Genomic DNA, 22116 nt, shown 5'->3' with positions numbered 1-22116 from the left:
GAACGGGCCAGAATGGACAAGCTTGGGCAAGCGACAAGGCGCAGGGGAGGAAGCGAGCCGACGATGACGACCGCAAGGGACGGCGCGAGCCAGAACACGACCGGCGCGCCCTTCATTCGGCTCGACCTCCTCTGCCGGACCGCCCGCACCCTGTTCGATGTTCCCGTCGTCTCGATCTGCGAGGCGCGGAACGGGCAGTCCTGGATCGACAGCGCGACGGATATCGATGAAGCGGCCTGGCATTTTGCGTGCGCGCTTGACAACCGGCCCGACGCGACCGGCGGGGCCTTCGCGGTCGAGGACGCCCGCGCGGACCCGGCGACCGCCGCGCTGCCCTTTGTGGTCGGCGCTCCCGGCCTCCGCTTCATGGCGAGCCTGCCGCTCGGCGGCGGGAGCGGCCGCATCGCGCTGTTCGATGCGCGTACGCGCCGGCTGACCCCGGCCGAGATGCGCGCCTTCGAGGACCTCGCCGCGCTCGCCAGCGAGATGCTCCGGCTCGACCGCGCGGCACGCAAGGCCGCGGCGTGCGAGGCGCAGTTCCGCCTGCTCGCCGAGACGTCGACCGACACGATCGTGCGCGGCAATCTGGACGGGGTCCGGCTCTATATCTCGCCCGCCGTCCGGGAACTGCTCGGCTATGAGCCGGAAGAGATGATCGGCAAGCGCGCCATCGACATCACCCATCCCGACGATATCGGCCCGTTCCGCGCCATGATGCAGGAGGTGCGCGCAGGACGGCTGACGGTCGGCCAGACCGAGCAGCGCCAGCGCCACAAGGATGGATCCTGGGTCTGGCTCGAGGGCCATGTCCGTCTCACGCGCGATCCGGTCACCGGCGAACCCGATGGCTATGTCTCGTCCGTCCGCGGCATCGGCCGGCGCAAGGCGATCGAGCAGCGCCTCGCCCATATCGCGACGCATGATGAGCTCACCGGCCTGCCGAACCGCAAGCTCTTCGGCGATCGCCTCATCGAGGAGATCGCGGCCTGGCGCAGCGCAGGACGGACATTCTCGCTGCTGTGGATGGATATCGACCGCTTCAAGGACATCAATGACGGGCTCGGCCACCAGGCCGGCGACGTGGTGCTGCAGGAGGCTGCGCGGCGATTCCGTGCAACGCTCCGCCGCGACGACATGGTGGCGCGACTCGGCGGCGACGAGTTCGCCGTGATCCAGGTTTCGGCCGGGCGCGCCGAGGCCGAACGCCTCGCCGCGCGGTTGATCGAGACCATGGCGCAGCCGATCGACCTGCCGGGCCGGGCCCTCGCCGTCGGCCTCTCCATCGGCATTGCCTGGGCGCCGGAGTGCGGCCTCGATCCGGACGAACTGCTCGCCGCGGCGGATCGCGCGCTCTATCGGGCGAAATCCGAAGGCCGCCGGACCTGGCGCTGCTTCGAGCCCGAACCGGCGCGCGGCTGAACCGCAGCACCTCGACTCCGGCGCGCTTCGATCCTACCTGTTGGCCGTGAGCGCCGCCGACGAACTCCTGCCGAAGCCCTTTGCCGCTTGGTTCGCGGCGCGCGGCTGGACGCCCCGCGCCCATCAGCTGGCGCTGCTTGAAAAGGCGCGGGACGGCCGCTCCGTCCTGCTGATCGCCCCGACCGGTGCTGGCAAGACGCTCGCCGGCTTCCTGCCGAGCCTCGGCGCGATCGCCGCGCTGCCGCCGCCAGGCCCCCGCGGGCGCGGACCGCACACGCTCTACATTTCGCCGCTCAAGGCGCTCGCCGTCGATATCGCCCGCAATCTCGAGGCGCCGGTCGCGGAGATGGGCCTCTCGATCGCGATCGAGACGCGCACCGGCGACACGCCGGCCCATAAGCGCCAGCGCCAGAAGCAACGCCCGCCCGACATCCTGCTGACGACGCCCGAGCAGCTCGCCTTGCTGCTCTCGGCCCCCGACGCCCCGCGCTTCTTCGCCGATCTCGAAACGATCATCTTCGACGAGTTGCACTCGCTGGTGACGGCGAAGCGCGGCGACCTGCTGTCGCTCGACCTCGCGCGGCTGCGCCGCATCCGGCCGCATCTGCGCGCCGTCGGCCTCTCCGCCACCGTCGCCGAGCCGGACGATCTCCGCCGCTGGCTGATGCCGCAAGAAAATGATCAGCCGGCTAATCTTGCCGATCTCGTGACGGTCGCGGGCGGCGCCAGGCCCGATGTCGCGATCCTTGAGCCGAAGGCCCGCATTCCCTGGGCCGGCCATTCGGCCGTTCATGCGATGGACGCGATCTATGCGGCGATCAAGGCGAGCCGCATGGTGCTCGTCTTCGTCAATACGAGGAGCCAGGCCGAGCGCATCTTCCAGGAGCTGTGGCGCATCAATGAGGACGCCCTGCCGATCGCGCTGCATCACGGCTCGCTCGATGTCGGCCAGCGGCGGCGCGTCGAGGCAGCGATGGCGGCGTCGAGCCTCAGATGCGTCGTCTGCACCTCGACCCTCGATCTCGGCATCGACTGGGGCGATGTCGACCTCGTCGTCAATGTCGGAGCCCCCAAGGGCGCGAGCCGCCTCGCCCAGCGCATCGGCCGCGCCAACCACCGCATGGACGAGCCCTCGCGCGCATTGCTGGTGCCGGCCAATCGCTTCGAGGTCATGGAGTGCACGGTCGCGCTGCAGGCGAGCCTGACGGGCGCGCAGGATACGCCGCGCCTTCGGACCGGCGCGCTCGACGTTCTCGCGCAGCATGTGCTCGGCATGGCCTGCGCGGCGCCCTTCGCCGCCGACGATCTGTTCGACGAGGTCCGCTCGGCCGCACCCTATGCGGGCCTCGACCGTGAGACCTTCGACCGGATCGTCGATTTCGTCGCAACCGGCGGCTATGCGCTGAAAAGCTATGAGCGCTTCGCCAAGATCCGGAAGGGCAAGGACGGCCTCTTCCGCATCACCCATCCGCAGGTGGCGCAGCAATACCGGTTGAATGTCGGCACGATCGTCGAGGCGCCGCTCCTGAAGGTCCGCCTCGCTTCGCGCCGCACCGGCGGCCCCATCGGCATGGGCGGGCGCGTGCTCGGCGAGATCGAGGAATATTTCGCCGAGATGCTGGCGCCGGGCGACACCTTCCTGTTCGCCGGCCTGATCGTTCGCCTCGAGGGCATCCGCGACAATGCGGTGATCGTCAGCCGCGCCGAGGGCGAGAACCCGAAGGTACCGGCCTATGCCGGCGGCAAGTTCCCGCTCTCGACCTATCTCGCCGATGGCGTGCGCGGCCTGCTGGCCGACGAGGAGGCCTGGGGCCGCCTGCCGGATCAGGTCTCGGACTGGCTGCGCATCCAGAAGCAGGCCTCGGTGCTTCCGGCGCGCGACCAGCTGCTGGTCGAGACCTTTCCCCGCGGCGGCCGCTTCTACATGGTCGCCTATCCGTTCGAGGGGCGCCTCGCGCACCAGACGCTGGGCATGCTGCTGACGCGACGCCTCGAACGGGCGAAGCTCCGCCCCATGGGCTTCGTCGCATCGGACTATGCGCTCGCGGTGTGGGGGCTCGGCGACATGGGCCGCGCCTTCCGCCTGGGCGAACCGACGGTGGGCGAGCTCTTCGACGCCGACATGCTGGGTGACGATCTCGATGCCTGGCTCGCCGAGAGCCATCTGCTCAAGCGCACTTTCCGCTCCTGCGCCCTGATCTCGGGCCTGATCGAGCGGCGCCATCCCGGCCAGGAGAAGAGCGGGCGGCAGGTCACCATGTCGACCGACCTGATCTATGACGTGCTGCGCCAGCACGAGGCCGACCACATCCTGCTGCGCGCCACCTGGGCCGATGCCGCGACCGGCCTCCTCGACATCGCCCGCCTCTCCGACATGCTGATGCGCATCGAGGGCCGCATCCTGCACCAGCCGCTCGAGCGCATCTCGCCACTCGCCGTGCCGGTCATGCTCGACATCGGCAAGGAACCGGTCGCCGGCCAGGCATCCGAGGACATATTGCGCGAGAACGCCGACGATCTCGCTCGGGAGGCGATGGGCGAGGCGGGGCTGACAGTCTGAGGCAACGCCGACGCTTGCGGGCGACGCGGGCGCCGAATAGCGTCTTCCTGAGAACGAATCGGGAATGGATAGCCATGGTCGACGCGAGCGGGGCGGCGGGAGAGGAGCGGCAGGCGACCGCGTCCGCGCTCATCGCCGGCGTGCGGCTCGGTCTTTTGCCGGAAGGGGCGCTTTATTGGCCCGACGAGAAGACGCTCGTCGTGGCGGACCTGCATCTCGAAAAGGGCTCGGCTTTCGCGGCGCGCGGCCAGATGCTGCCGCCCTATGACACGGCCGCGACGCTGGCCCGGCTGGAGGCGCTGCTCGCCCGTCTCGGGCCCGATCGCGTGATCGCGCTCGGCGACTCGTTCCACGATTCCCGCGCCGGTGCGCGCATGACGGAGGAGCATCGCGCCCGCCTCGTCCGCCTGACCGGTTCGCGCGAATGGATCTGGATTGCCGGCAACCACGACCCGGCCCCGCCGGCCGGCGTCGGCGGCATTGCGCGCGCCGAACTCCGCCTCGGCCCGCTCACCTTCCGCCACGAGCCGCGCCCCGGCGCGTTGCCCGGCGAGATCGCCGGCCATCTTCATCCCGCCGCCCGCATCGTCGGCCGCGGGCGCTCGATCCGGCGCCGCTGCTTCGCCAGCGACCAGCGCCGTCTCGTCATGCCGGCCTTCGGCGCGCTCGCGGGCGGGCTGAACGTGCTCGACGAGGCCTTTCGGCCGCTTTTCTCCGGCCGCGCCTTCCACGCCTTCATGCTGGGCGAGGCCGTCCACGCGATCGCCGGACGGCGGCTGGTGGGCGAATAGGCGCCCCCGCCTCCCGGCGTCCGACAGCAGCCCGTCTCGTCAGAGCTCCACGAACGGCTCGAAGCCGCCGAAGATCATGCGTTTGGCGTCAAAGGGCGGATCTTGCATCATCGGCTCGAGACGCGGGTCCTGCATAACCTCGCCCATGATGCGGTCGCGGTCGGCGCGCGAGGCGTAGACGATCCACGAAAAGACGACGATCTCGTCCTCCTTGGCCTGAACGGCGCGGGGGAAGGAGGTCACCTCCCCATAGGGCACGTCGTCGGCGAGGCACTCGACATAGGCGAGCGCCCCCTTTTCCTTCCAGACCTCGCCGCCCAGCCGGGCGGCGGCGCGATACTCGTCGAGCCGCGCCTTGGGCACCGCCATTACGAATCCATCGACATAGCTCATGGGAACATCTCCTCCTCGATCATCCTCATTCCGCCCCCGCAGCATTCCCCCGCCGGGCGCGGTCCTCTGACGGCGAACGCAGCCTGGCGGCAGATGGTTCCGCTCAGCCCGGCGGCGCGCCCTCGACGGGCGCCTCGATCGCGCCGCCGGGGCGGACCGGGCGGTGCGCCTGGTGCCTCTCCTCGCGGACGCGGCGGCCGAGATGCGGCGTCTTCGCCCAGTGGTGCGGCGCCAGAACAAGCTGGATCAGCGCGCGATAGCAGGCGATCGACAGCAGCAGCCAATAGGCGGGCAGAAAGATCAGCGCGCCGGCCGGGCGGCGGCCGCGGCGCATATGGAAGGTCATGGTCGCCAGCAGGCCGAAGACGAAATAGGCGGCGATGAAGTTGAAGAGGTTCAGCATGATCATGCCGGCGACGAGCGGACTGTTCGCCCGCCACAGCAGCGCCGGATCGAACAGCAGGAACAGCGCCGTCGTCAGATAGATCGGATAGACCGCCGCGGCGACGACGGAGCCGAGCGAGGTGAGCAGGAAGCCGGCGAGGCGCCGCGTGCCGATCTCGTGCCAGAGCCGGAGCGGATGGCGCATATGCACGAGGAAGGTTTGCATCCAGCCCTTGAGCCAGCGGGTGCGCTGGTTGAGCCAGAGCCGTGTCGTCAGCGGCGCCTCCTCATAAGTCGGGCGCGTGATGGTGCGCGCGCGATAGCCGAAGCGCGCGAGGCGGATGCCGAGATCGGCATCCTCGGTGACATTGTAGGGGTCCCACCCGCCGACGGCCTCGAGCGCCGCGCGGCGGAAATGGTTGGATGTCCCGCCGAGCGGCAGCGGCAGGTCGAGCGCGGCGAGGAAGGGCAGCAGCGCGTCGAACAGGATCGCATATTCCATGGCGAAGAGACCGGCGAGGCCGTTGGTCTCGCCATTGTCGATCAGCAGCGGCGCCTGCACGCAGGCGAGGCGCTCGCCGCCGGCGAGGAATGCGGCATGCGCCTCGATGAGCTGACCGGGATCGGGCCGGTCCTCCGCGTCATAGACGGTGACGAATTCGCCGCGCACGAGCGGCAGCGCGAAGGCGAGCGCCTTCGGCTTGGTGCGCGGCGCCGCATCCGGGACGACCACCACCTCGAAAGGCGGCCGCAGCTTCTGGCGCTTGAGCGCGCGGGCCGTTCCCCGGTCGCGCGCCTCGATCAGGAACTTGATGTCGAGCCGGTCGCGCGGCCAATCGAGCCGGTTCATGGCGCGCACCAGCTCCGGCACCATATGGGCCTCGTCATAGAGCGGGATCAGCACCGTATAGACGGGCAGCCGCGCCGGATCGGGTGTCGGCAAGGCGGGCGGCGGATTGACGGTATGGTCGAGGACGAGGCTGAGCGCCAGCATGCGCATCAGGATCAGCGCCAAAAACAGCGTACCGGCGGCGACATCGAGCGGCGCCAGCGCGGTCAGGCCTTCGGTCGCCAGGGCGAAGAGCAGCGCCAGGCCGAGACCGGCGCAGACCCAGAACTGGGTGCGGGACAGGAGCAGGCGGGCCGAAAGCGAGGCGTCGCGCCGCTCGAGCCTGGACAGCGCATCGTCGAGCAGGCGCCGCGAGCCGGCGGAAAAGAGCAAGCGCCGGATCGCCTCCGGCGTCGAGACGACGAGGCGTTCGCGCAGAAGCGGCATGCGCTCGAGCGAGGCGGCGAGGCTTTCCATCTCGCCTTCCTCGGGCGCGATGACGAGGCGCGACTCGCCCGCGCCCTCGACCATCGCGGCGCGCCCCGCACCGATGGCGGCGGCGAGCGCGACGCTTTCGCCGCCCGGAACCTCCTTGGGCAGGACGACGCGGCCGAGCTTGCGCGGCTTCAGCGTGAAGGGCAGGCCGAGCCGGGTGGCCCGCAAGGCAAAGGGACGTTCCGCCTCGGGTTCATCCTCGGCGAGCAGGAAATGCCCGAGTAGCGCCACGACTGCCCCCGGCGGCCCGGCTTCGCGTCGGCGCCGCCTCTCGTCTATAGTCGACCCGATCCGCGCCCCGGCCAGCCCTGCGGGCGCAACCGAGAGTTAGCCAGATGCAGCCCCGCTTTGCAATTCGAACCATCCTGCTCGCGCTGCTGGCGGCCTGCACCGCCGGCCTGGTCGCGCCGCCTCCGGCGCGCGCCGCGGAGAATGGCCCCGTCATTCCCGATTTCTTCGATCCGAACCGGCGGCTGGACCGGCCGGCGGCCGGCTCGGTCGGCTCGATCCGCTTCACGACGACGGACGACTTCCCGCCCTTCTCGTTTCCAGGCCCCGACGGGCAGCCGGCGGGCTTCAACGTCGATCTGGCGCGCGCCATCTGCAACGAGCTCGAGGTGCCCTGCACCATCCAGGTGCGCCCGTTCGACGGGCTGCTCGACACCGTCGCGGCCGGCCGCGTCGATGCGGCGATCGCCGGGATCGCGATCACGCCGGACTCCCGTGCCAAGGTCGCCTTCAGCGACGTGTATCTGCGCCCCGCCGCCCGTTTCGTCGCGCGCCGGGCGGAGGCCACCAAGCCGATCGGCCCGGATGCGCTCGCCGGGCGCAAGGTCGCGGTCGTCAAGGGCAGCGCGCATGAGGCGTTCCTCGCCGCGCTGTTTCCGAAGGCGGAGCGGATCGGCTTCGACACGGGCGCCGACGCCGAGGCCGCGCTCAAGAACGGCAGCGTGGATCTTCTCTTCGGCGACGGCGTCCGCCTCGCCTTCTGGCTGCAATCCGAGCCCGCCGGAGGATGCTGCGCCTTCGCCGGCGGGCCCTATCTGGAGCCGCATTTCTTCGGCGAGGGCCTCGCCATCGCGCTGCCGCCGGACCGGACGGACCTGCGCCGGGCCATCGATTGGGCGCTGGACAGCCTTTACGACAAGGGCGTCTTCGCCGAGCTCTATCTGCGCTATTTCCCCGTCGGCTATTTCTGAGCGCTACACGCGGCGCGATCAGAGCTTGACCCGTTTCGCCTCTCCGGGGAACCTGCCGTCCGGGAGTTCGCCCCGCCGGCCGGCTACGGTCGGCGCCGGGTGGACACGGCCCTTCAGCGGAAAGACAGATGTGCACCTCGCTTCTCTATCGTGACGCCGCCGACCGCGCCTATCTCGGCCGGACGCTGGAACTGAGCCTCGAACTGCCCTACCAGATCGCGCTGTTTCCGCAGGGCCTCGCCCTCGCCTCGACGGTCGCCGGCCATCCCGCGCTCGGCTGGGAGACACGCTATGGCGCCCTGGCGGTAACCATGCCGGCGGTCCCGCCCGCGCCGGGCACAACCTTCGGACCGGCCGATCTCAAGGTGATCGAGGGACTGAACACGGCCGGACTGACCTTCTCGGTCCAGTCCTATCCGCAGGCGGGCGGCCCGCAGGATCCGGTCGCGGCCGACCGTGCTGCGCTCTCCGCCGTCGATATCGGCGCCTTCGTGCTCAGCCAGTTCGCCACCGTCGCCGAGGTGAAGGCCGCGCTCACGGACCTGCCGGTCGTGCTGGAACCCGTGCCGATCCTCGGCGGGCTCATGATGCCGTTCCACTACGTGGTCCACGACCGGACGGGCGCCAGCCTCGTGATCGAGTTCCATCACGGCGTGCGGACGATCTACGACAATCCGGTCGGCGTGCTGACCAATGCGCCGCAATTCGCCTGGCACCTGACCAATCTCGACAACTACACCTTCCTGAACAATGTCGACCGCTCCAGGGCGACCTTCGGCAGCTATGCCGCCACGCAGCCGGGATCGGGCATCGCCAAGGCCGGCCTGCCGGGCACGGACACCTCGGTCGACCGCTTCATCCGCGCCGTCTTCTACGCTGAGTTCGCCGAGAAGCAGCAGCAGCCCGACAAGGCCGTGCAGATGGTCGCGCACATCATGAACAATTTCGACCGGCCGCGCGGCATCACGGTCGATCCGCCGGAATCCGGCAGCGGCCATCTGCAGGTGGCCGGCCACACGCTCACGACCGTGCCGACCGAATTCACCTCGTGGACGAGCCTTTCCGATCTCGATCGGCGCCTGTTCTTCCTGCGCGACAGCGCGGGGATGAACTATGTCCGCTTCGATGTCGGGGCGCTGGCATCGACGACCACGTTCCACGCCGCGCCGATGGCGAAGCTGGTGCCGCCGACGCCGGACGGGACCGCGGCGCTGACAGCGGCCTGAGAGAATAGTCGGCGCGCGCTGCCGCGGCGCTTCAGAGCGTGCGGTAGCGGGCGCGGGCGGCGCGCTCGATGGCGGCGGCGGTGAGCGCGTCGACATCGAGCACGTCGCGCAGAAGCTCGAGGAAGCGCAGTTCCTCCTGCTCGACATGGAGATCGGCGGCAGCAACCTCGACGGCCAGCGCATAGGCGGTCTCGTGCAGCCGCTTCGGCAGCGAGGCGGCGATCGTGGTCAGCACCTGGTGCAGCCCGTCATCCTCCGCGACGATCGCGCCGCAGGCCTCGGCGACATGGACGAGGCGATCCGTATCGAAGCCGCCGAAGATCGGCAGCGTGCGGACGATGTCGCCGATCTTGCGCAGCTCGCGATCGGTCATCTGGCGGTCCGATGCGGACAGCGTGACCATCGCATAGATCAGCGCCTCCTGCGGTGTAACCGTGCTGCCGGTGGCGGTGTCCATATCCTCGCTCCACATCGTCCCGGGGCCGTCGTCGATCCGCAGCCCGCCGGCGCCGAAGCTAGGCATTCCGGCGGCAAGGATCAACCCGCGCGCCGCGGGCGGCCGCCCATTGACGGATGGGGGCTCTCTCCCTAGGGTCCGCGCGCCTTTTTCCCGACGCTATCCTCTGGGATGAGGCCCCTTTCCGCAACCGAGGTTCGCCATGCCCGCCCCGCTTCCCGTACTCGATCTCTCTCCCGAGCTCGTCGAGGCTGCGCGGGCGTCGAAAGCCTGGCCCTTCGAGGAGGCGCGCCGCATCGTCGCGCGGCTGGAGAAGCGCGGCGCCAAGTCGCCCGTGCTGTTCGAGACCGGCTATGGCCCCTCGGGTCTGCCGCATATCGGCACGTTCGGCGAGGTCGCGCGCACGACCATGGTGCGCACCGCCTTCCGCCTGATCACCGAAGACAAGATCGAGACCCGCCTGCTCTCCTTCTCCGACGACATGGACGGCCTCCGGAAGGTGCCGACCAATGTGCCGAACCAGGAGATGATGAAGGCGCATCTCGGCATGCCGCTGACGCGCGTGCCGGACCCGTTCTCGAACGAATATCCCTCCTTCGGCGCCGCCAACAATGCGCGGCTGCGCGCCTTTCTCGATTCGTTCGGCTTCGCCTATGAGTTCGCCAGCGCGACCGACTATTACGCCTCCGGCCGCTTCGACGGCGCGCTCCGCCGCATGCTCGAAGTCTATGACGAGGTGATGGACATCATCCTGCCGACGCTCGGAGCCGAGCGCCGCGCCACCTATTCGCCCTTCCTGCCGATCTCGAAGAAGACGGGCGTCGTACTGCAGGTGCCGATGATCGCCCGCGACGTCGCGGCCGGCACGATCACCTATATCGACCCGGAGGACGGCGAGACCGTCACGACCGAGGTCACCGGCGGCGCGGTCAAGTGCCAGTGGAAGGCCGACTGGGCCATGCGCTGGTTCGCGCTCGGCGTGGATTACGAGATGAGTGGCAAGGACCTGATCGACAGCGTCAAGCTCTCGACACAGATCTGCCGTGCGCTCGGCACCGAGCCGCCGGAGTGCTTCACCTATGAGCACTTCCTCGACGAGAACGGCGAGAAGATCTCGAAGTCCAAGGGCAACGGCCTGACCATCGAGCAGTGGCTGACCTATGCCTCGCCCGAAAGCCTGTCGCTGCTTATGTACACCAAGCCGAAGACGGCGAAGCGGCTCGCCTTCGAGGTGATCCCGCGCCATGTCGACGAATATGCCGCGTTCCTGGACGCGTTCCAGCGTCAGCCGGTCGAGCAGCAGCTCGGCAATCCCACCTGGCACATCCATTCGGGCCATCCGCCGGCGCCGAGCCAGCCGATCCTGTTCGCGATGCTGCTGAACCTCGCCTCGGTGTCGGATGCGAGCGAGAGCGCGGTGCTGTGGGCCTATATCTCGCGCTACATGCCGGCACTTTCGGCCAAGACGCACCCGGCGCTCGACGCGCTCGTCACCTATGCGATCCGCTATTACAACGACGTGCTGAAGGCGCAGAAGCACTATGTCGTGCCAGAAGGCGCGCTGCGCGATGCGCTCGCGGCGCTGGATGCGGCGCTGGCCGCGCTGCCGCCGGATACGGACGCCGACGGCATCCAGACGATCGTCTTCGATGTCGGCCGCGCCTTCTTCCCCGACCCGAACAAGAAGGGTCCCGACGGCAACCCGCCAGGCGTCTCGCTCGACTGGTTCCGCGGCCTCTACCAGTCGCTGCTCGGCCAGGACCAGGGCCCGCGCTTCGGCTCCTTCGTCGCGATCTACGGCATCCCCGAGACGCGCGAGCGGATCGAGAAGGCGCTGGCCGGAACGCTGGCTCCGGCGGCTTGACGAGAACGCGACCGCGCGATCGACCTATGAAAGCTTGTCGTGGCCGGGCTTGACCCGGCCACCCAGACTTCCTGCTGCAACATCATCCGTGACGGACAAGGCTGGATGGCCGGGTCAAGCCCGGCCATGACCCGGATGGGTGGGCGCGAGCCCGCCCTGAACCGAAGTGCTCCGCCGGCCGACCCTTCCATCACCCGTCGATGCGGAACACCGTCTCCGGCAGGCCGGGCACGTCGAGATCGACGGCGAACAGGCCGCCGGCAAGGCGTTCGAGGCGGCCCGCGCCGCCCTGTGCCGTCGTAATGAACAGCGTCTTCAGATCCGGCCCGCCGAATGTGCAATTGGTGACATTGTCGACCGGCATGTCCAGCACCGACGCCACCTTGCCTTCCGGCGTGATGCGCACGATGCAGCCGCCGCCATAGCGGGTGTTCCAGACATGGCCTTCCGCATCGATCTGCGAGCCGTCGGGTCCGCCGCGTTCGAAGCCGGCGAAGAACTGCCGCTCACGCGTGATCTCGCCATTCGAGGGATCGTAGTCGTAGACCCAGATCTCGTTCTTGAGCGTGTCGCCCGTATAGAAGCGCCGCCGCCCGAGATCCCAGCACATGGTGTTGGAAATGCCGATATGGGTGCGCAGCGTGCGGCTGCGGCCATCGCGGGTTACGCGATAGAGCCCGCCGACCGGTCCGCCGGAAAGCTCGATGCTGCTGCCCTCCGGCGCAACATTGTTGAACATCGAGCCGACGATCAGCGCGCCGGCCGGGTCCGGACGGCCGTCATTGAGGCGCGCGGCGGGGATGTTCTTCTCCGGAAAAGCGAAATCGGCGCGGGCGTCGTTCGCCGGCTGCCAGAGGATCACCTTGGAGCCGAGCGCCGCGATCATCGTGCCCGGCCGGTCGGTCAGGCCGAGCGTCGTCACCGGCTCCGAAAAGAACCAGTTGCGGACGGTCCGCGCCTCGACATCGTAGCGATGAACCAGAAAGCGGTTGATATCCGTCCAATAGACCGCGCGCTCGGCCGCGCTCCACACGACGCCCTCGCCACAGCGGTCGCCCGCCGGGACGAGACAAACCGGTTCTGCCATGGTTTTCCCCTCTTGGAACTCGCCTGGACCGTGTTGGCCCCATTCCTGCTTCGATCGTGCCCGATAGTCGATACCGCGCCGGGCCGGAGCCGCTCCAGCCAAAACCCGTCGCGTCAATTTTATTTCGATGCTCTAATTTTATCCCTCAACATATGAAGCGGAATTGTCTACGACACCGGGCGGGCCGCCCCATCAGGGCCCGTCGCAGCGGGAGATGAGAACCCAATGACCAGCCGCATCATCGCCGTCGATCCCTTTGACCTGATCGTCTTCGGCGCGACGGGCGATCTCGCCTACCGCAAGCTCCTGCCCGCCCTCTATCACCGCCACCGCGACGGCCAGATTCCCGATGTCTCGCGCATCATCGGCTGCTCGCGCCGCCCGATGACCGACGAGGCCTATCGCAAGACGACGCTCGACGCGCTCGAGAAATTCGTGCCGCAGCACGAGCGCGAGCCCGAGCTGGTCGAGAGCTTCCTGAAGCGCGTGTTCTATGTGCCGGTCGACGCCACGGCCGAGAAATCCGGCTGGGCCGATCTCGCCAAGGTGCTGAAGGAGGGCAAGGACCGCATCCGCGCCTTCTATCTCGCCGTGTCGCCCGATCTCTTCGGCGTGCTCTGCGAGGGCATCGGTGCCCATGGCCTCGTCACGCCGGAAACGCGCGTGATCGTCGAGAAGCCGATCGGCAAGAGCCTGGAATCCGCGACCGTGCTCAACGACACGGTCGGCAAAGTGTTCAAGGAAAGCCAGATCTACCGCATCGACCACTATCTCGGTAAGGAGACGGTCCAGAACCTGATGGCGCTGCGCTTCGCCAATGCGCTGTTCGAGCCGCTCTGGAACGCCGCCCATATCGATCATGTGCAGATCACGGTCGCCGAGGCGCTCGGCGTCGAGAGCCGCGCCGGCTATTACGACACCGCCGGCGCGCTGCGCGACATGGTGCAGAACCACATCCTGCAGCTGCTCTGCCTCGTGGCCATGGAACCGCCGAGCCAGTTCGAGGCGGATGCGATGCGCGACGAGAAGCTCAAGGTGCTGCGCGCGCTGAAGCCGATCACCGGCGCCACGGCCGACCACGTGACCGTGCGCGGCCAGTATCGCGCCGGCGCCTCGGCCGGCGGCCCCGTGCCCGGCTATCTGGAGGAGCTCGGCAATCCGCAGTCGCAGACCGAGACCTTCGTCGCGCTCAAGGCCGAGATCGAGAACTGGCGCTGGGCGGGCGTGCCGTTCTACATCCGCACCGGCAAGCGCCTGCCGACCCGCCTCTCCGAGATCGTCGTCTCGTTCAAGACCATCCCACACTCGATCTTCGGCGACGCGGCCGGGCAACTGGCCTCGAACCAGCTCGTCATGCGCCTGCAGCCGGACGAGGGCGTGCGGCTCTGGCTGATGATCAAGGATCCAGGCCCCGGCGGCATGCGGCTTCGCCATGTCCCGCTCGACATGAGCTTCGCGCAGACCTTCAAGGTGCGCAGCCCCGAGGCCTATGAGCGGCTGATCATGGACGTGATCCGCGGCAATGCTACGCTGTTCATGCGCCGCGACGAGGTCGAGGCGGCCTGGCGCTGGGTCGATCCGATCCTCGAAAGCTGGTCGGCCGCGCGCGAGGGCCTCAAGCCCTATACGGCCGGCACATGGGGTCCGTCCGCATCGATCGCGCTCATCGAGCGCGACGGACGCACCTGGCACGAGGAGCTCGAGTAGGCGGCGCGCCGGCCCGACGCGGCCGGCCGCCCGAGGCGATCAGGAGACACCACGATGACGATCCACCCGAAGATCGCGGAGGTGACCGAGCGCGTCCGTCAGCGCAGCCGCGAGAGCCGCGCGCTCTATCTGCGCCGCCTCGACGCGGCGAAGAAGGCGGGCGTGCGCCGGGCGGGGCTCGCCTGCGGCAACCTCGCCCACGGCTTCGCCGCCTGCGGCGTCGACGACAAGGCTGCGCTCAAGGGCGAGATCATGCCGAATATCGGCATCATCACCGCCTATAACGACATGCTCTCGGCGCACCAGCCCTACGAGACCTATCCCGAGGTCATCCGCGCGGCGGCGCGCGAGGCGGGCGGCATCGCGCAGGTCGCCGGCGGCGTTCCGGCCATGTGCGACGGCGTCACCCAAGGCCAGACCGGCATGGAGCTGTCGCTGTTCTCGCGCGACGCCATTGCCATGGCGGCGGCCGTCGGCCTGTCGCACAACATGTTCGACGCGGCGATGTTCCTCGGCATCTGCGACAAGATCGTGCCGGGCCTCATGATCGCCGCGCTCTCCTTCGGCCATATCCCGACCGTGTTCGTGCCGGCCGGGCCGATGACCACGGGCCTGCCGAACGGCGAGAAGGCGCGCATCCGCCAACTCTATGCCGAGGGCAAGGTCGGCCGCGCCGAGCTCCTGGAGGCCGAAAGCGCCTCCTATCACGGGCCGGGCACCTGTACCTTCTACGGCACCGCCAACACCAACCAGATGATGATGGAGATCATGGGCCTGCATCTGCCCGGCTCCTCCTTCGTCAATCCGAACACGCCGCTGCGCGAGGCGCTGACCAAGGCGGCGACGAAGCGCGCGCTCGCCATCACCGCGCTCGGCAACGAGTTCACGCCGATCGGCGAGATCGTGGACGAGAAGGTGATCGTCAACGGCGTCGTCGGCCTGAACGCCACCGGCGGCTCGACCAACCACACCATGCACATGGTCGCGATCGCCAAGGCCGCCGGCATCCAGCTGACCTGGGACGATTTCTCCGACATCTCGGATACGGTCCCGCTGCTCGCCCGCGTCTATCCGAACGGCCTCGCCGACGTGAACCATTTCCACGCGGCCGGCGGCATGAGCTTCCTGATCCGCGAGTTGCTCGGCGCCGGCTATCTGCACGAGGACGTGAAGACGGTCTGGGGCCACGGGCTTGCCGCCTATACGAGCGAGCCGAAGCTCGGCGAGGGCGGTGCCGTGGTCTGGGGCGAGGGCGCTTCGGAAAGCCTCGACGAGAAGATCCTGGCGCCGGTCGCCAAGGCGTTCGCGCCGAATGGCGGCCTCAAGGTGCTCTCCGGCAATCTCGGCCGCGCCGTGATCAAGGTCTCGGCGGTCAAGCCGGACCGCCATGTGATCGAGGCGCCGGCCAAGGTGTTCGAGACGCAGGACGGCCTGCTTGCCGCGTTCAAGGCGGGCGAGCTCACCGGCGATTTCGTCGCGGTGATCCGCTTCCAGGGCCCCAAGGCCAATGGCATGCCGGAGCTGCACAAGCTGACGCCGACGCTCGGCATCCTGCAGGACCGCGGCCAGCGCGTCGCGCTCCTGACGGACGGGCGCATGTCCGGCGCCTCGGGCAAGGTGCCGGCGGCGATCCATGTGACGCCGGAAGCCGTCGCCGGCGGTCCGATCGCCAGGATTCGCGACGGCGACATGATCCGGCTCGATGCCGTGACGGGCAAGCTCGACGTGCTGGTCGATCCGGCCGAATTCGCCGCGCGCCTGCCCTCAGAGCCCGATCTCGCCGAGAACGAGCATGGCATGGGCCGCGAATTGTTCGCCATGTTCCGCGCCCATGCGACGGCGGCCGAGAGCGGCGCGGGCGTCTTCTGACGAAACGGCTCGACCTCGCCAGATGAGCATGAGCTTGCTAATACACGACCAAGTTGGTCGTGTATTAGGATGAATTCGCCGACCGAATGGGGCGGCTCGTCCAGGCGTTTACCGGCGGAAACCAAGGACTAAGCGCGAGACGCAGCTTTCGCCCCCGGCAAGCGCGACTGCGCGGCCGCGTGGGCCTGCGAAGGATTATTTTCCAATCGGACGGTCGAGATTGGAAGCTGCTTGGTGGCGGGCGGGGGTCAGTTTCTTTAGAAGCTTGTGACGGTTCCAACTTGGCCCGCCCCCGGGCCCGTCCGGAGACATGCGATGGCCGCTGCCCATCGAAGGCTGTCGACCTTCCCCGCCTTCCACAAGGTGGAGGGAAGGCGCGTCGTCGTCGCTGGCGGCGGTGAAGCGGCTGCCGCGAAGCTGCGCCTGCTCGCCGAGACGAGCGCCTTCCCGTTCGTGTTCGCCCCGCGGCTCGACGCGGAGGCCGCGGAGGTCGTCGCTTCCGGCGGTGTCGTGCATGTCGCCCGCTGGCCCGGCGCGGCGGATCTCGCCGGTGCGGCGCTCTTCTTCGCGGCAAGCGGCGAGGCGGAACGCGACCGCGCCCTGGCCGGCATCGGCCGCGAGGCTGGCGTGCCGGTCAATGTCGTCGACCGGCCGGATCTTTGCGATTTCTACGTCCCCGCCATCGTCAATCGCGCCCCGCTCGCGATTGCGATCTCGACCGAGGGCACGGGTCCGGTGCTCGCCCGCCATGTCCGCGCGCGAATCGAGGCGATGCTGGCCCCGGCGATCGGCGATCTCGCGGCGCTGGCGGAGAGCCTGCGCGAGCGCGTCGCGGCGCAGATTACGGGCACCGAGGCGCGCCGCCGCTTCTGGGCGCATTTCTTCTCCGGCCCGACCGCGGCCAAGGTGCTCGCCGGACGGATCGCCGAAGGTCATGCGGAAGCGGCCGACGCGATCGACAGCGCCGCCACGGCGACCCTCGCCGGCCATGTCAGCCTGGTCGGTGCCGGTCCCGGCGCCGAGGACCTCCTGACTCTGCGCGCCCAGCGCCTGCTCCAGGAGGCGGATGTCATCGTCTATGACAAGCTCGTCCCCGATGCGGTGGTCGCCATGGGCCGGCGCGACGCGCTCAGGATCTATGTCGGCAAGTCGAAGGGCGCGCATGCGGCCAGCCAGGACGAGATCAACGACATCTTGATCCGCGAGGCGCGCGACGGGCGGCGCGTGGTCCGCCTCAAATCCGGCGACCCGCTGATTTTCGGCCGGGCCGGCGAGGAGATGGCCGCGCTCAAGGCGGCCGGCATATCGTTCGACATCGTGCCCGGAGTGACCGCGGCGATCGCCGCCGCCGCCGATTTCGCGATTCCGCTGACGCTGCGTGACGTCGCCTCGAGCTTCGTCATGGCGACCGGCCACGACATGCGCGGCGACACGCTGCCCGATTGGGCTGGCCTCGCGCTCTCCGGCGCCACGGTCGCCGTCTATATGGGCCGTAGCGTCGCCGCCCGCGTCGCCGCGCGCCTGATCGAGGCCGGGCTCGCGCCGTCGACGCCGGTCGCGGTGATCGAGAACGCCTCGCGCGAGGATCGCAAGGCCTATGCGGGCCGCCTCGACGAACTCGCCGCGGTCGCCGGCAAGGGCGATGTGGACGGCCCCGCCGTCATCATCGTGGGCCAAGTGATCGCCGAGAGCGCGCTCGGCACCGCGCCGCTGCCGCTCGCGGCGCTGGCGGCCTGACGGGAGCGCGGCATGAGCCAGAAGATCATCACGGCCAACAATCTCGGCGACGGGCTCGTCGTCTTCCTCGACGCCTCCGGCGGCTGGACCACGGAGATCGCCGAATCCCGCATCATCGGCACGGGCGAGTTGGACGAGGCGCTCGCCTATGCCAAGGCGCAGCACGATGCACAGATCGTCGTCGAGCCCTATGAGATCGACGTCGAGCTGCATCCCGACGCCGGTATTCCCGTTCCCCTGCGCCTCCGCGAGCGCATCCGCGCCGCCAAGGGCCCGACCGTCGCCTATGGCGAGGCGGAACTGGCCGAGCGCGCCGCCCTCCCCACCGCAGCTTCCGCGAGCCGCTGATGTACCGCTACGACGAATTCGACCATGACTTCGTGCAGGCTCGCGTCGCGCAGTTCCGCGATCAGGTCGAGCGCCGCGTCGGCGGCGAGCTGACCGAGGACCAGTTCAAGCCGCTGCGCCTGCAGAACGGCGTCTATCTGCAGCTGCACGCCTATATGCTGCGCATCGCCGTGCCCTATGGCACGCTGAACGGGCGGCAGATGCGCCGCCTCGCCGATATCGCGCGCCGCTATGACCGCGGCTACGGCCATTTCACGACCCGGCAGAACCTGCAGTTCAACTGGCCGAAGCTCTCGGACATCCCGGATATCCTTAGCGAGCTCGCCGAGGTCGAGATGCACGCGATCCAGACTTCGGGCAATTGCATCCGCAACGTCACCGCCGACCATTTCGCCGGCGCGGCGGCGGACGAAGTCGATGATCCCCGTCCCTATGCCGAGATCCTCCGGCAATGGTCGTCGCTGCACCCCGAATTCCTGTTCCTGCCGCGCAAGTTCAAGGTCGCCGTCACCGGCGCCGACCGTGACCGCGCCGCGATCCAAGTGCACGATATCGGCCTGCAGCTAAAGCGGGACGCGGCGGGACGCATCGGTTTCGCCGTCTATGTCGGCGGCGGCCAGGGCCGCACGCCGATGGTCGCCAAGAAGATCCGCGACTTCCTCCCCGAGGAGGATCTTCTCTCCTATTGCGAGGCAATCCTCCGCGTCTACAACCTGTCGGGCCGGCGCGACAACAAGTACAAGGCGCGCATCAAGATCCTCGTCCACGAGACGGGCGCCGAGGAGATCACGCGCCAGGTCGAAGAGGAATGGGAGCGGATCAAGGACGGCGTACTTCGCTTGCCCGCCGAGGAAGTCGAGCGCATCCGCGCCTATTTCGCCCTGCCCGCCGATCTGGCGCCGCGCGCGGCCGATCCTTCGCTCGCCGCATCGCGCGCGGCGGACCCGGATTTCGATGCCTTCGTCGCCCGCAACACCCATCCCCATCGCGTTCCCGGCCATGTCTCGGTCACGGTCTCGCTGAAGGCGATCGGCGGGACGCCGGGCGACGCGACGGCCGACCAGATGGATGCCGTCGCTGCCATCGCCGAACGCTTCGGCCATGACGAGATCCGCGTCAGCCACGAACAGAACCTGATCCTGCCGCATGTGGCGGAGACGGACCTCCGCGCCGTCTATGATGGCCTCGTCGCCGCGGAGCTGGCGACGGCGAATGCCGGCTTCATCACCGACATCATCGCCTGCCCGGGCCTCGACTATTGCGCGCTCGCCAATGCCCGCTCGATCCCCGTGGCGCAGCGCATCTCGCAGCGCTTCGGCGACATCGCCCGCCAGCGCGAGATCGGCGATCTGAAGATCAAGATCTCCGGCTGCATCAATGCCTGCGGCCATCACCATGTCGGCCATATCGGCATTCTCGGCGTCGAGAAGAAGGGCGAGGAATTCTACCAGATCTCGCTCGGCGGCTCGGGCGACGAGAACGCCGCGATCGGCGAGATCATCGGGCGCGGCTTCTCGACGGAAGAGATCGTCGATGCGGTGGAGACACTCGTCGACACCTATCTGGCGCATCGCAGCAGGCCGGAGGAGAGCTTCCTCGACACCTATCGCCGCCTCGGGCAGGCCCCGTTCAAGGAGGCGCTCTATGGCGCGGCTTGACGCCGTCGACACGGCCGCGGGCATCGGCGAAATCCTGCCGCCCTTCGATCACGAGAATGCCGGCATCGCCGAGGCGGCCGAACTCAGCGCCCGTTTCGCGGACCGCCCGGCGCGCGACGTGATCGCCTATGCCCTCTTCGAGCGCTTTGCCGGACGCATAGCGCTCGTCTCCTCCTTCGGCGCCGAATCGGCTGTGCTGCTGCATCTCGTCGCTTCGGTCGACCGCTCGGTTCCCGTCGTCTTCATCGACACGCTCCGCCTTTTTCCGGAAACGCTGGCCTATCGCGACACGCTGGTCGATCGGCTGGGCCTCACCGACATGCGCACGATCACGCCCGCCGAGGCGACCATCGCGGCGCAGGACCGCTACAAGGCACTGTGGATGACCAATGCCGACGCCTGCTGCCAGATCCGCAAGACGGAGCCGCTCAATCGCGCGCTCGAGGGCTTCGACGCCTGGTTCACGGGCCGCAAGCGCTTCCAGGCGGCAACGCGCGCGGCGATCGGCTATTTCGAGCGCGACGGCGCGCGCATGAAGGTCAACCCGCTGGCAAACTGGTCGTCGGCGGATCTGAAGGCCTATCTGGCCGAACACGACCTGCCGCGCCATCCCCTGGTCGCCGAGGGCTATCCTTCCATCGGCTGCGCCCCCTGCACCTCCAAGGTGAAGCCGGGCGAGGACGAGCGCGCGGGGCGCTGGCGCGGTCTCGACAAGGTCGAATGCGGCATACATCTGGGCGAGACGGACGGCAGCGGCATCTGATGGCTCTCTGGAAAAACGGTAGTTTCGTCGCGGACCGCTTCCGCCATGTCGCCGATGACGACGTGATCGGCACGGACGAGGCCGTGATCGTCTCGCTCGAACGCTTCCGCGCCGAACGCGAGGCGCTGCTCGCCCGCCCCGCGCCGCTCGGCCTGCGGATCGAGCCGGGCAGCGACTGGGGCGGCATCGTGCAGGACCTGCCGCGCCTCGCGGTGATCGCCGCCTCGCTGCCGAAATTCGCCGATGGCCGTGCCTTCTCGATCGGCCGTCTGCTCCGCGAGCGCGACGGCTTCGCGGGCGAGCTCCGCGCCGTCGGCGCCTTCTTCCTCGACCAGATCCCGCTTCTGAAGCGCGTCGGCTTCGACGCTTTCGAGACGGAGGATCCGCTGGTATTGAAGGGGCTTCAGGAAGGACGCTGGCCGGAGGTGAAGGAATATCTCCAACCGGTCGGCGGAGCGGGCGAGATCCCGGCCGGCACGCGGCCCTTTGCGCGCCGCCCGGCCGGCGCGACCGGCGAGCAACGGAATCAGGAATGAAGCTCTTCGTAACCGACCACAAGGGTGTCGAGCACGAGCTCGAGGCGCTCGAAGGCTGGCGCGTGATGGAAGTGATCCGCGACTGGGACATCGGCATCAAGGCCGAATGCGGCGGCGCGCTCGCCTGCGCGACGTGCCATGTCTATGTCGACCCGGACTGGTACGACCGGTTGATCCCGATGAGCGAGGAGGAGGAGGAACGGCTCGACGACGCCATGCTGGTGAAGTCGAATTCGCGCCTGTCCTGCCAGATCCTGATGACCGACGAACTCGACGGCCTCGTGGTGCGCCTCGCCCCCGGCAGCGAACCCGACGACACGGTCGCCAAGGTCGCCTGATCCCGGCCTCTGGCCGAGCTGCATCGCACTCTGTCAGGACCCGCCGGATTTCTCCACGCGGCGGATCGCGCGCCATCCCTCCGCGATCAGGGCGGCGGTCAGGACCGCGTGCAGCAGCACGGCCGGCCAGAGCAGCGGGCCAGTTGCTGCGCCCGTCAGGCCGCAAAAGGCGAGATAGAGCGCCACGAGGGCGCCATAGACCACCATGCCGGCGCGCGGCGGACCCGGCCAGCAGGCGACCGCGAGACCGAGAAGCGCGATCCCGGCGACGCCCGCGACTGGCACCGCGACGCCGGTCAAGGGTTGGCCGAGCAGCAGGCGCCCGACGGCCGAGGGCACAGCGAGCAGCGCCAAGCCCGTTGCAGCCTCGGCGATGGCAGCAGCGTTCAGCAGACGCCTCATCGGATCAGCCCTTCGATCATCGCGTCGATCCACGCTCGCCACCCGTGAGTTCAG

The 22116-nt window shown here is 68.8% G+C and carries 19 protein-coding genes; 14 read left to right on the top strand and 5 right to left on the bottom strand.

Going from position 1 to position 22116, the window contains the following annotated elements; all coding sequences use genetic code 11:
* Window positions 1–63: 63 nt before the first annotated feature.
* The 3 genes from GGR25_RS22425 to pdeM all read left to right on the top strand — a co-directional run bounded on the left by GGR25_RS22425 (window position 64) and on the right by pdeM (window position 4770).
* The gene (locus GGR25_RS22425; protein ID WP_183401114.1) at window positions 64–1419 is read left to right on the top strand and encodes a diguanylate cyclase domain-containing protein; all 1356 of its coding nucleotides are present in this window, start codon (window positions 64–66) and stop codon (window positions 1417–1419) included.
* 40 nt (window positions 1420–1459) lie between these two features.
* Complete coding sequence (locus tag GGR25_RS22420) at window positions 1460–3979, top strand: ligase-associated DNA damage response DEXH box helicase (protein ID WP_246410189.1); 2520 nt, start codon at window positions 1460–1462, stop codon at window positions 3977–3979.
* 74 nt (window positions 3980–4053) lie between these two features.
* Window positions 4054–4770: a ligase-associated DNA damage response endonuclease PdeM gene (pdeM, locus tag GGR25_RS22415; RefSeq protein ID WP_183401113.1), complete on the top strand. Its 717-nt coding sequence runs from the start codon at window positions 4054–4056 to the stop codon at window positions 4768–4770.
* A 39-nt stretch (window positions 4771–4809) separates the two neighbouring features.
* Here pdeM and GGR25_RS22410 read toward each other — a convergent pair whose 3' ends face one another.
* Together GGR25_RS22410 and GGR25_RS24840 are read right to left on the bottom strand one after the other, a co-directional pair.
* Complete coding sequence (locus GGR25_RS22410) at window positions 4810–5163, bottom strand: DUF1428 domain-containing protein (protein ID WP_183401112.1); 354 nt, start codon at window positions 5161–5163, stop codon at window positions 4810–4812.
* Between the two features lie 103 nt (window positions 5164–5266).
* Window positions 5267–7102: a glycosyltransferase family 2 protein gene (locus tag GGR25_RS24840; protein ID WP_183401111.1), complete on the bottom strand. Its 1836-nt coding sequence runs from the start codon at window positions 7100–7102 to the stop codon at window positions 5267–5269.
* A gap of 104 nt (window positions 7103–7206) precedes the next feature.
* Between GGR25_RS24840 and GGR25_RS22400 the strand changes: the two genes are divergently transcribed.
* Window positions 7207–8070, top strand: coding sequence for a transporter substrate-binding domain-containing protein (locus GGR25_RS22400; RefSeq protein WP_183401110.1), 864 nt, complete (start codon window positions 7207–7209; stop codon window positions 8068–8070).
* A gap of 128 nt (window positions 8071–8198) precedes the next feature.
* Window positions 8199–9296, top strand: a complete 1098-nt coding sequence (locus GGR25_RS22395; protein ID WP_183401109.1) for a linear amide C-N hydrolase — start codon at window positions 8199–8201, stop codon at window positions 9294–9296.
* 31 nt (window positions 9297–9327) lie between these two features.
* On the opposite strand, the gene GGR25_RS22390 is transcribed toward GGR25_RS22395, so the two are convergent.
* A complete protein-coding gene (locus GGR25_RS22390; RefSeq protein ID WP_183401108.1) occupies window positions 9328–9753 on the bottom strand; it encodes a tellurite resistance TerB family protein in 426 nt (141 codons plus the stop codon).
* A gap of 202 nt (window positions 9754–9955) precedes the next feature.
* Between GGR25_RS22390 and GGR25_RS22385 the strand changes: the two genes are divergently transcribed.
* Window positions 9956–11617: a lysine--tRNA ligase gene (locus GGR25_RS22385; protein WP_183401107.1), complete on the top strand. Its 1662-nt coding sequence runs from the start codon at window positions 9956–9958 to the stop codon at window positions 11615–11617.
* A gap of 190 nt (window positions 11618–11807) precedes the next feature.
* Here the strand turns inward: GGR25_RS22385 and GGR25_RS22380 are convergent, their stop codons facing one another.
* On the bottom strand, window positions 11808–12704 hold the full coding sequence (locus GGR25_RS22380; RefSeq protein WP_183401106.1) for an SMP-30/gluconolactonase/LRE family protein: 897 nt from the start codon (window positions 12702–12704) through the stop codon (window positions 11808–11810).
* Between the two features lie 225 nt (window positions 12705–12929).
* Here GGR25_RS22380 and zwf point away from each other — a divergent pair, with 225 nt between their 5' ends.
* The 8 genes from zwf to GGR25_RS22340 all read left to right on the top strand — a co-directional run bounded on the left by zwf (window position 12930) and on the right by GGR25_RS22340 (window position 21660).
* Window positions 12930–14411, top strand: coding sequence for a glucose-6-phosphate dehydrogenase (gene zwf, locus GGR25_RS22375; protein ID WP_183401105.1), 1482 nt, complete (start codon window positions 12930–12932; stop codon window positions 14409–14411).
* Between the two features lie 54 nt (window positions 14412–14465).
* Window positions 14466–16280, top strand: coding sequence for a phosphogluconate dehydratase (edd, locus tag GGR25_RS22370; protein ID WP_183401104.1), 1815 nt, complete (start codon window positions 14466–14468; stop codon window positions 16278–16280).
* A gap of 315 nt (window positions 16281–16595) precedes the next feature.
* The gene (gene cysG, locus GGR25_RS22365) at window positions 16596–18017 is read left to right on the top strand and encodes a siroheme synthase CysG (protein WP_183401103.1); all 1422 of its coding nucleotides are present in this window, start codon (window positions 16596–16598) and stop codon (window positions 18015–18017) included.
* A gap of 12 nt (window positions 18018–18029) precedes the next feature.
* A complete protein-coding gene (locus GGR25_RS22360) occupies window positions 18030–18365 on the top strand; it encodes a DUF2849 domain-containing protein (protein WP_183401102.1) in 336 nt (111 codons plus the stop codon).
* Window positions 18365–20023, top strand: coding sequence for a nitrite/sulfite reductase (locus GGR25_RS22355; protein ID WP_183401101.1), 1659 nt, complete (start codon window positions 18365–18367; stop codon window positions 20021–20023). Before GGR25_RS22360 ends, GGR25_RS22355 begins: the two co-directional genes overlap by 1 nt.
* On the top strand, window positions 20010–20786 hold the full coding sequence (locus GGR25_RS22350) for a phosphoadenylyl-sulfate reductase (protein ID WP_183401100.1): 777 nt from the start codon (window positions 20010–20012) through the stop codon (window positions 20784–20786). Before GGR25_RS22355 ends, GGR25_RS22350 begins: the two co-directional genes overlap by 14 nt.
* Complete coding sequence (locus GGR25_RS22345; RefSeq protein ID WP_183401099.1) at window positions 20786–21322, top strand: DUF934 domain-containing protein; 537 nt, start codon at window positions 20786–20788, stop codon at window positions 21320–21322. Before GGR25_RS22350 ends, GGR25_RS22345 begins: the two co-directional genes overlap by 1 nt.
* The gene (locus GGR25_RS22340; protein WP_183401098.1) at window positions 21319–21660 is read left to right on the top strand and encodes a 2Fe-2S iron-sulfur cluster-binding protein; all 342 of its coding nucleotides are present in this window, start codon (window positions 21319–21321) and stop codon (window positions 21658–21660) included. The genes GGR25_RS22345 and GGR25_RS22340 overlap by 4 nt, the downstream gene beginning before the upstream one ends.
* Window positions 21661–21693: 33 nt before the next feature.
* Here GGR25_RS22340 and GGR25_RS22335 read toward each other — a convergent pair whose 3' ends face one another.
* Window positions 21694–22062, bottom strand: coding sequence for a hypothetical protein (locus GGR25_RS22335; protein WP_183401097.1), 369 nt, complete (start codon window positions 22060–22062; stop codon window positions 21694–21696).
* Between the last annotated feature and the right edge of the window lie 54 nt (window positions 22063–22116).

This window comes from Kaistia hirudinis, from assembly GCF_014196455.1.
Lineage (GTDB): Bacteria > Pseudomonadota > Alphaproteobacteria > Rhizobiales > Kaistiaceae > Kaistia > Kaistia hirudinis.
Note: the sequence above shows the minus strand (reverse complement) of the source record. Positions and strands in the feature narration are given on the sequence as shown.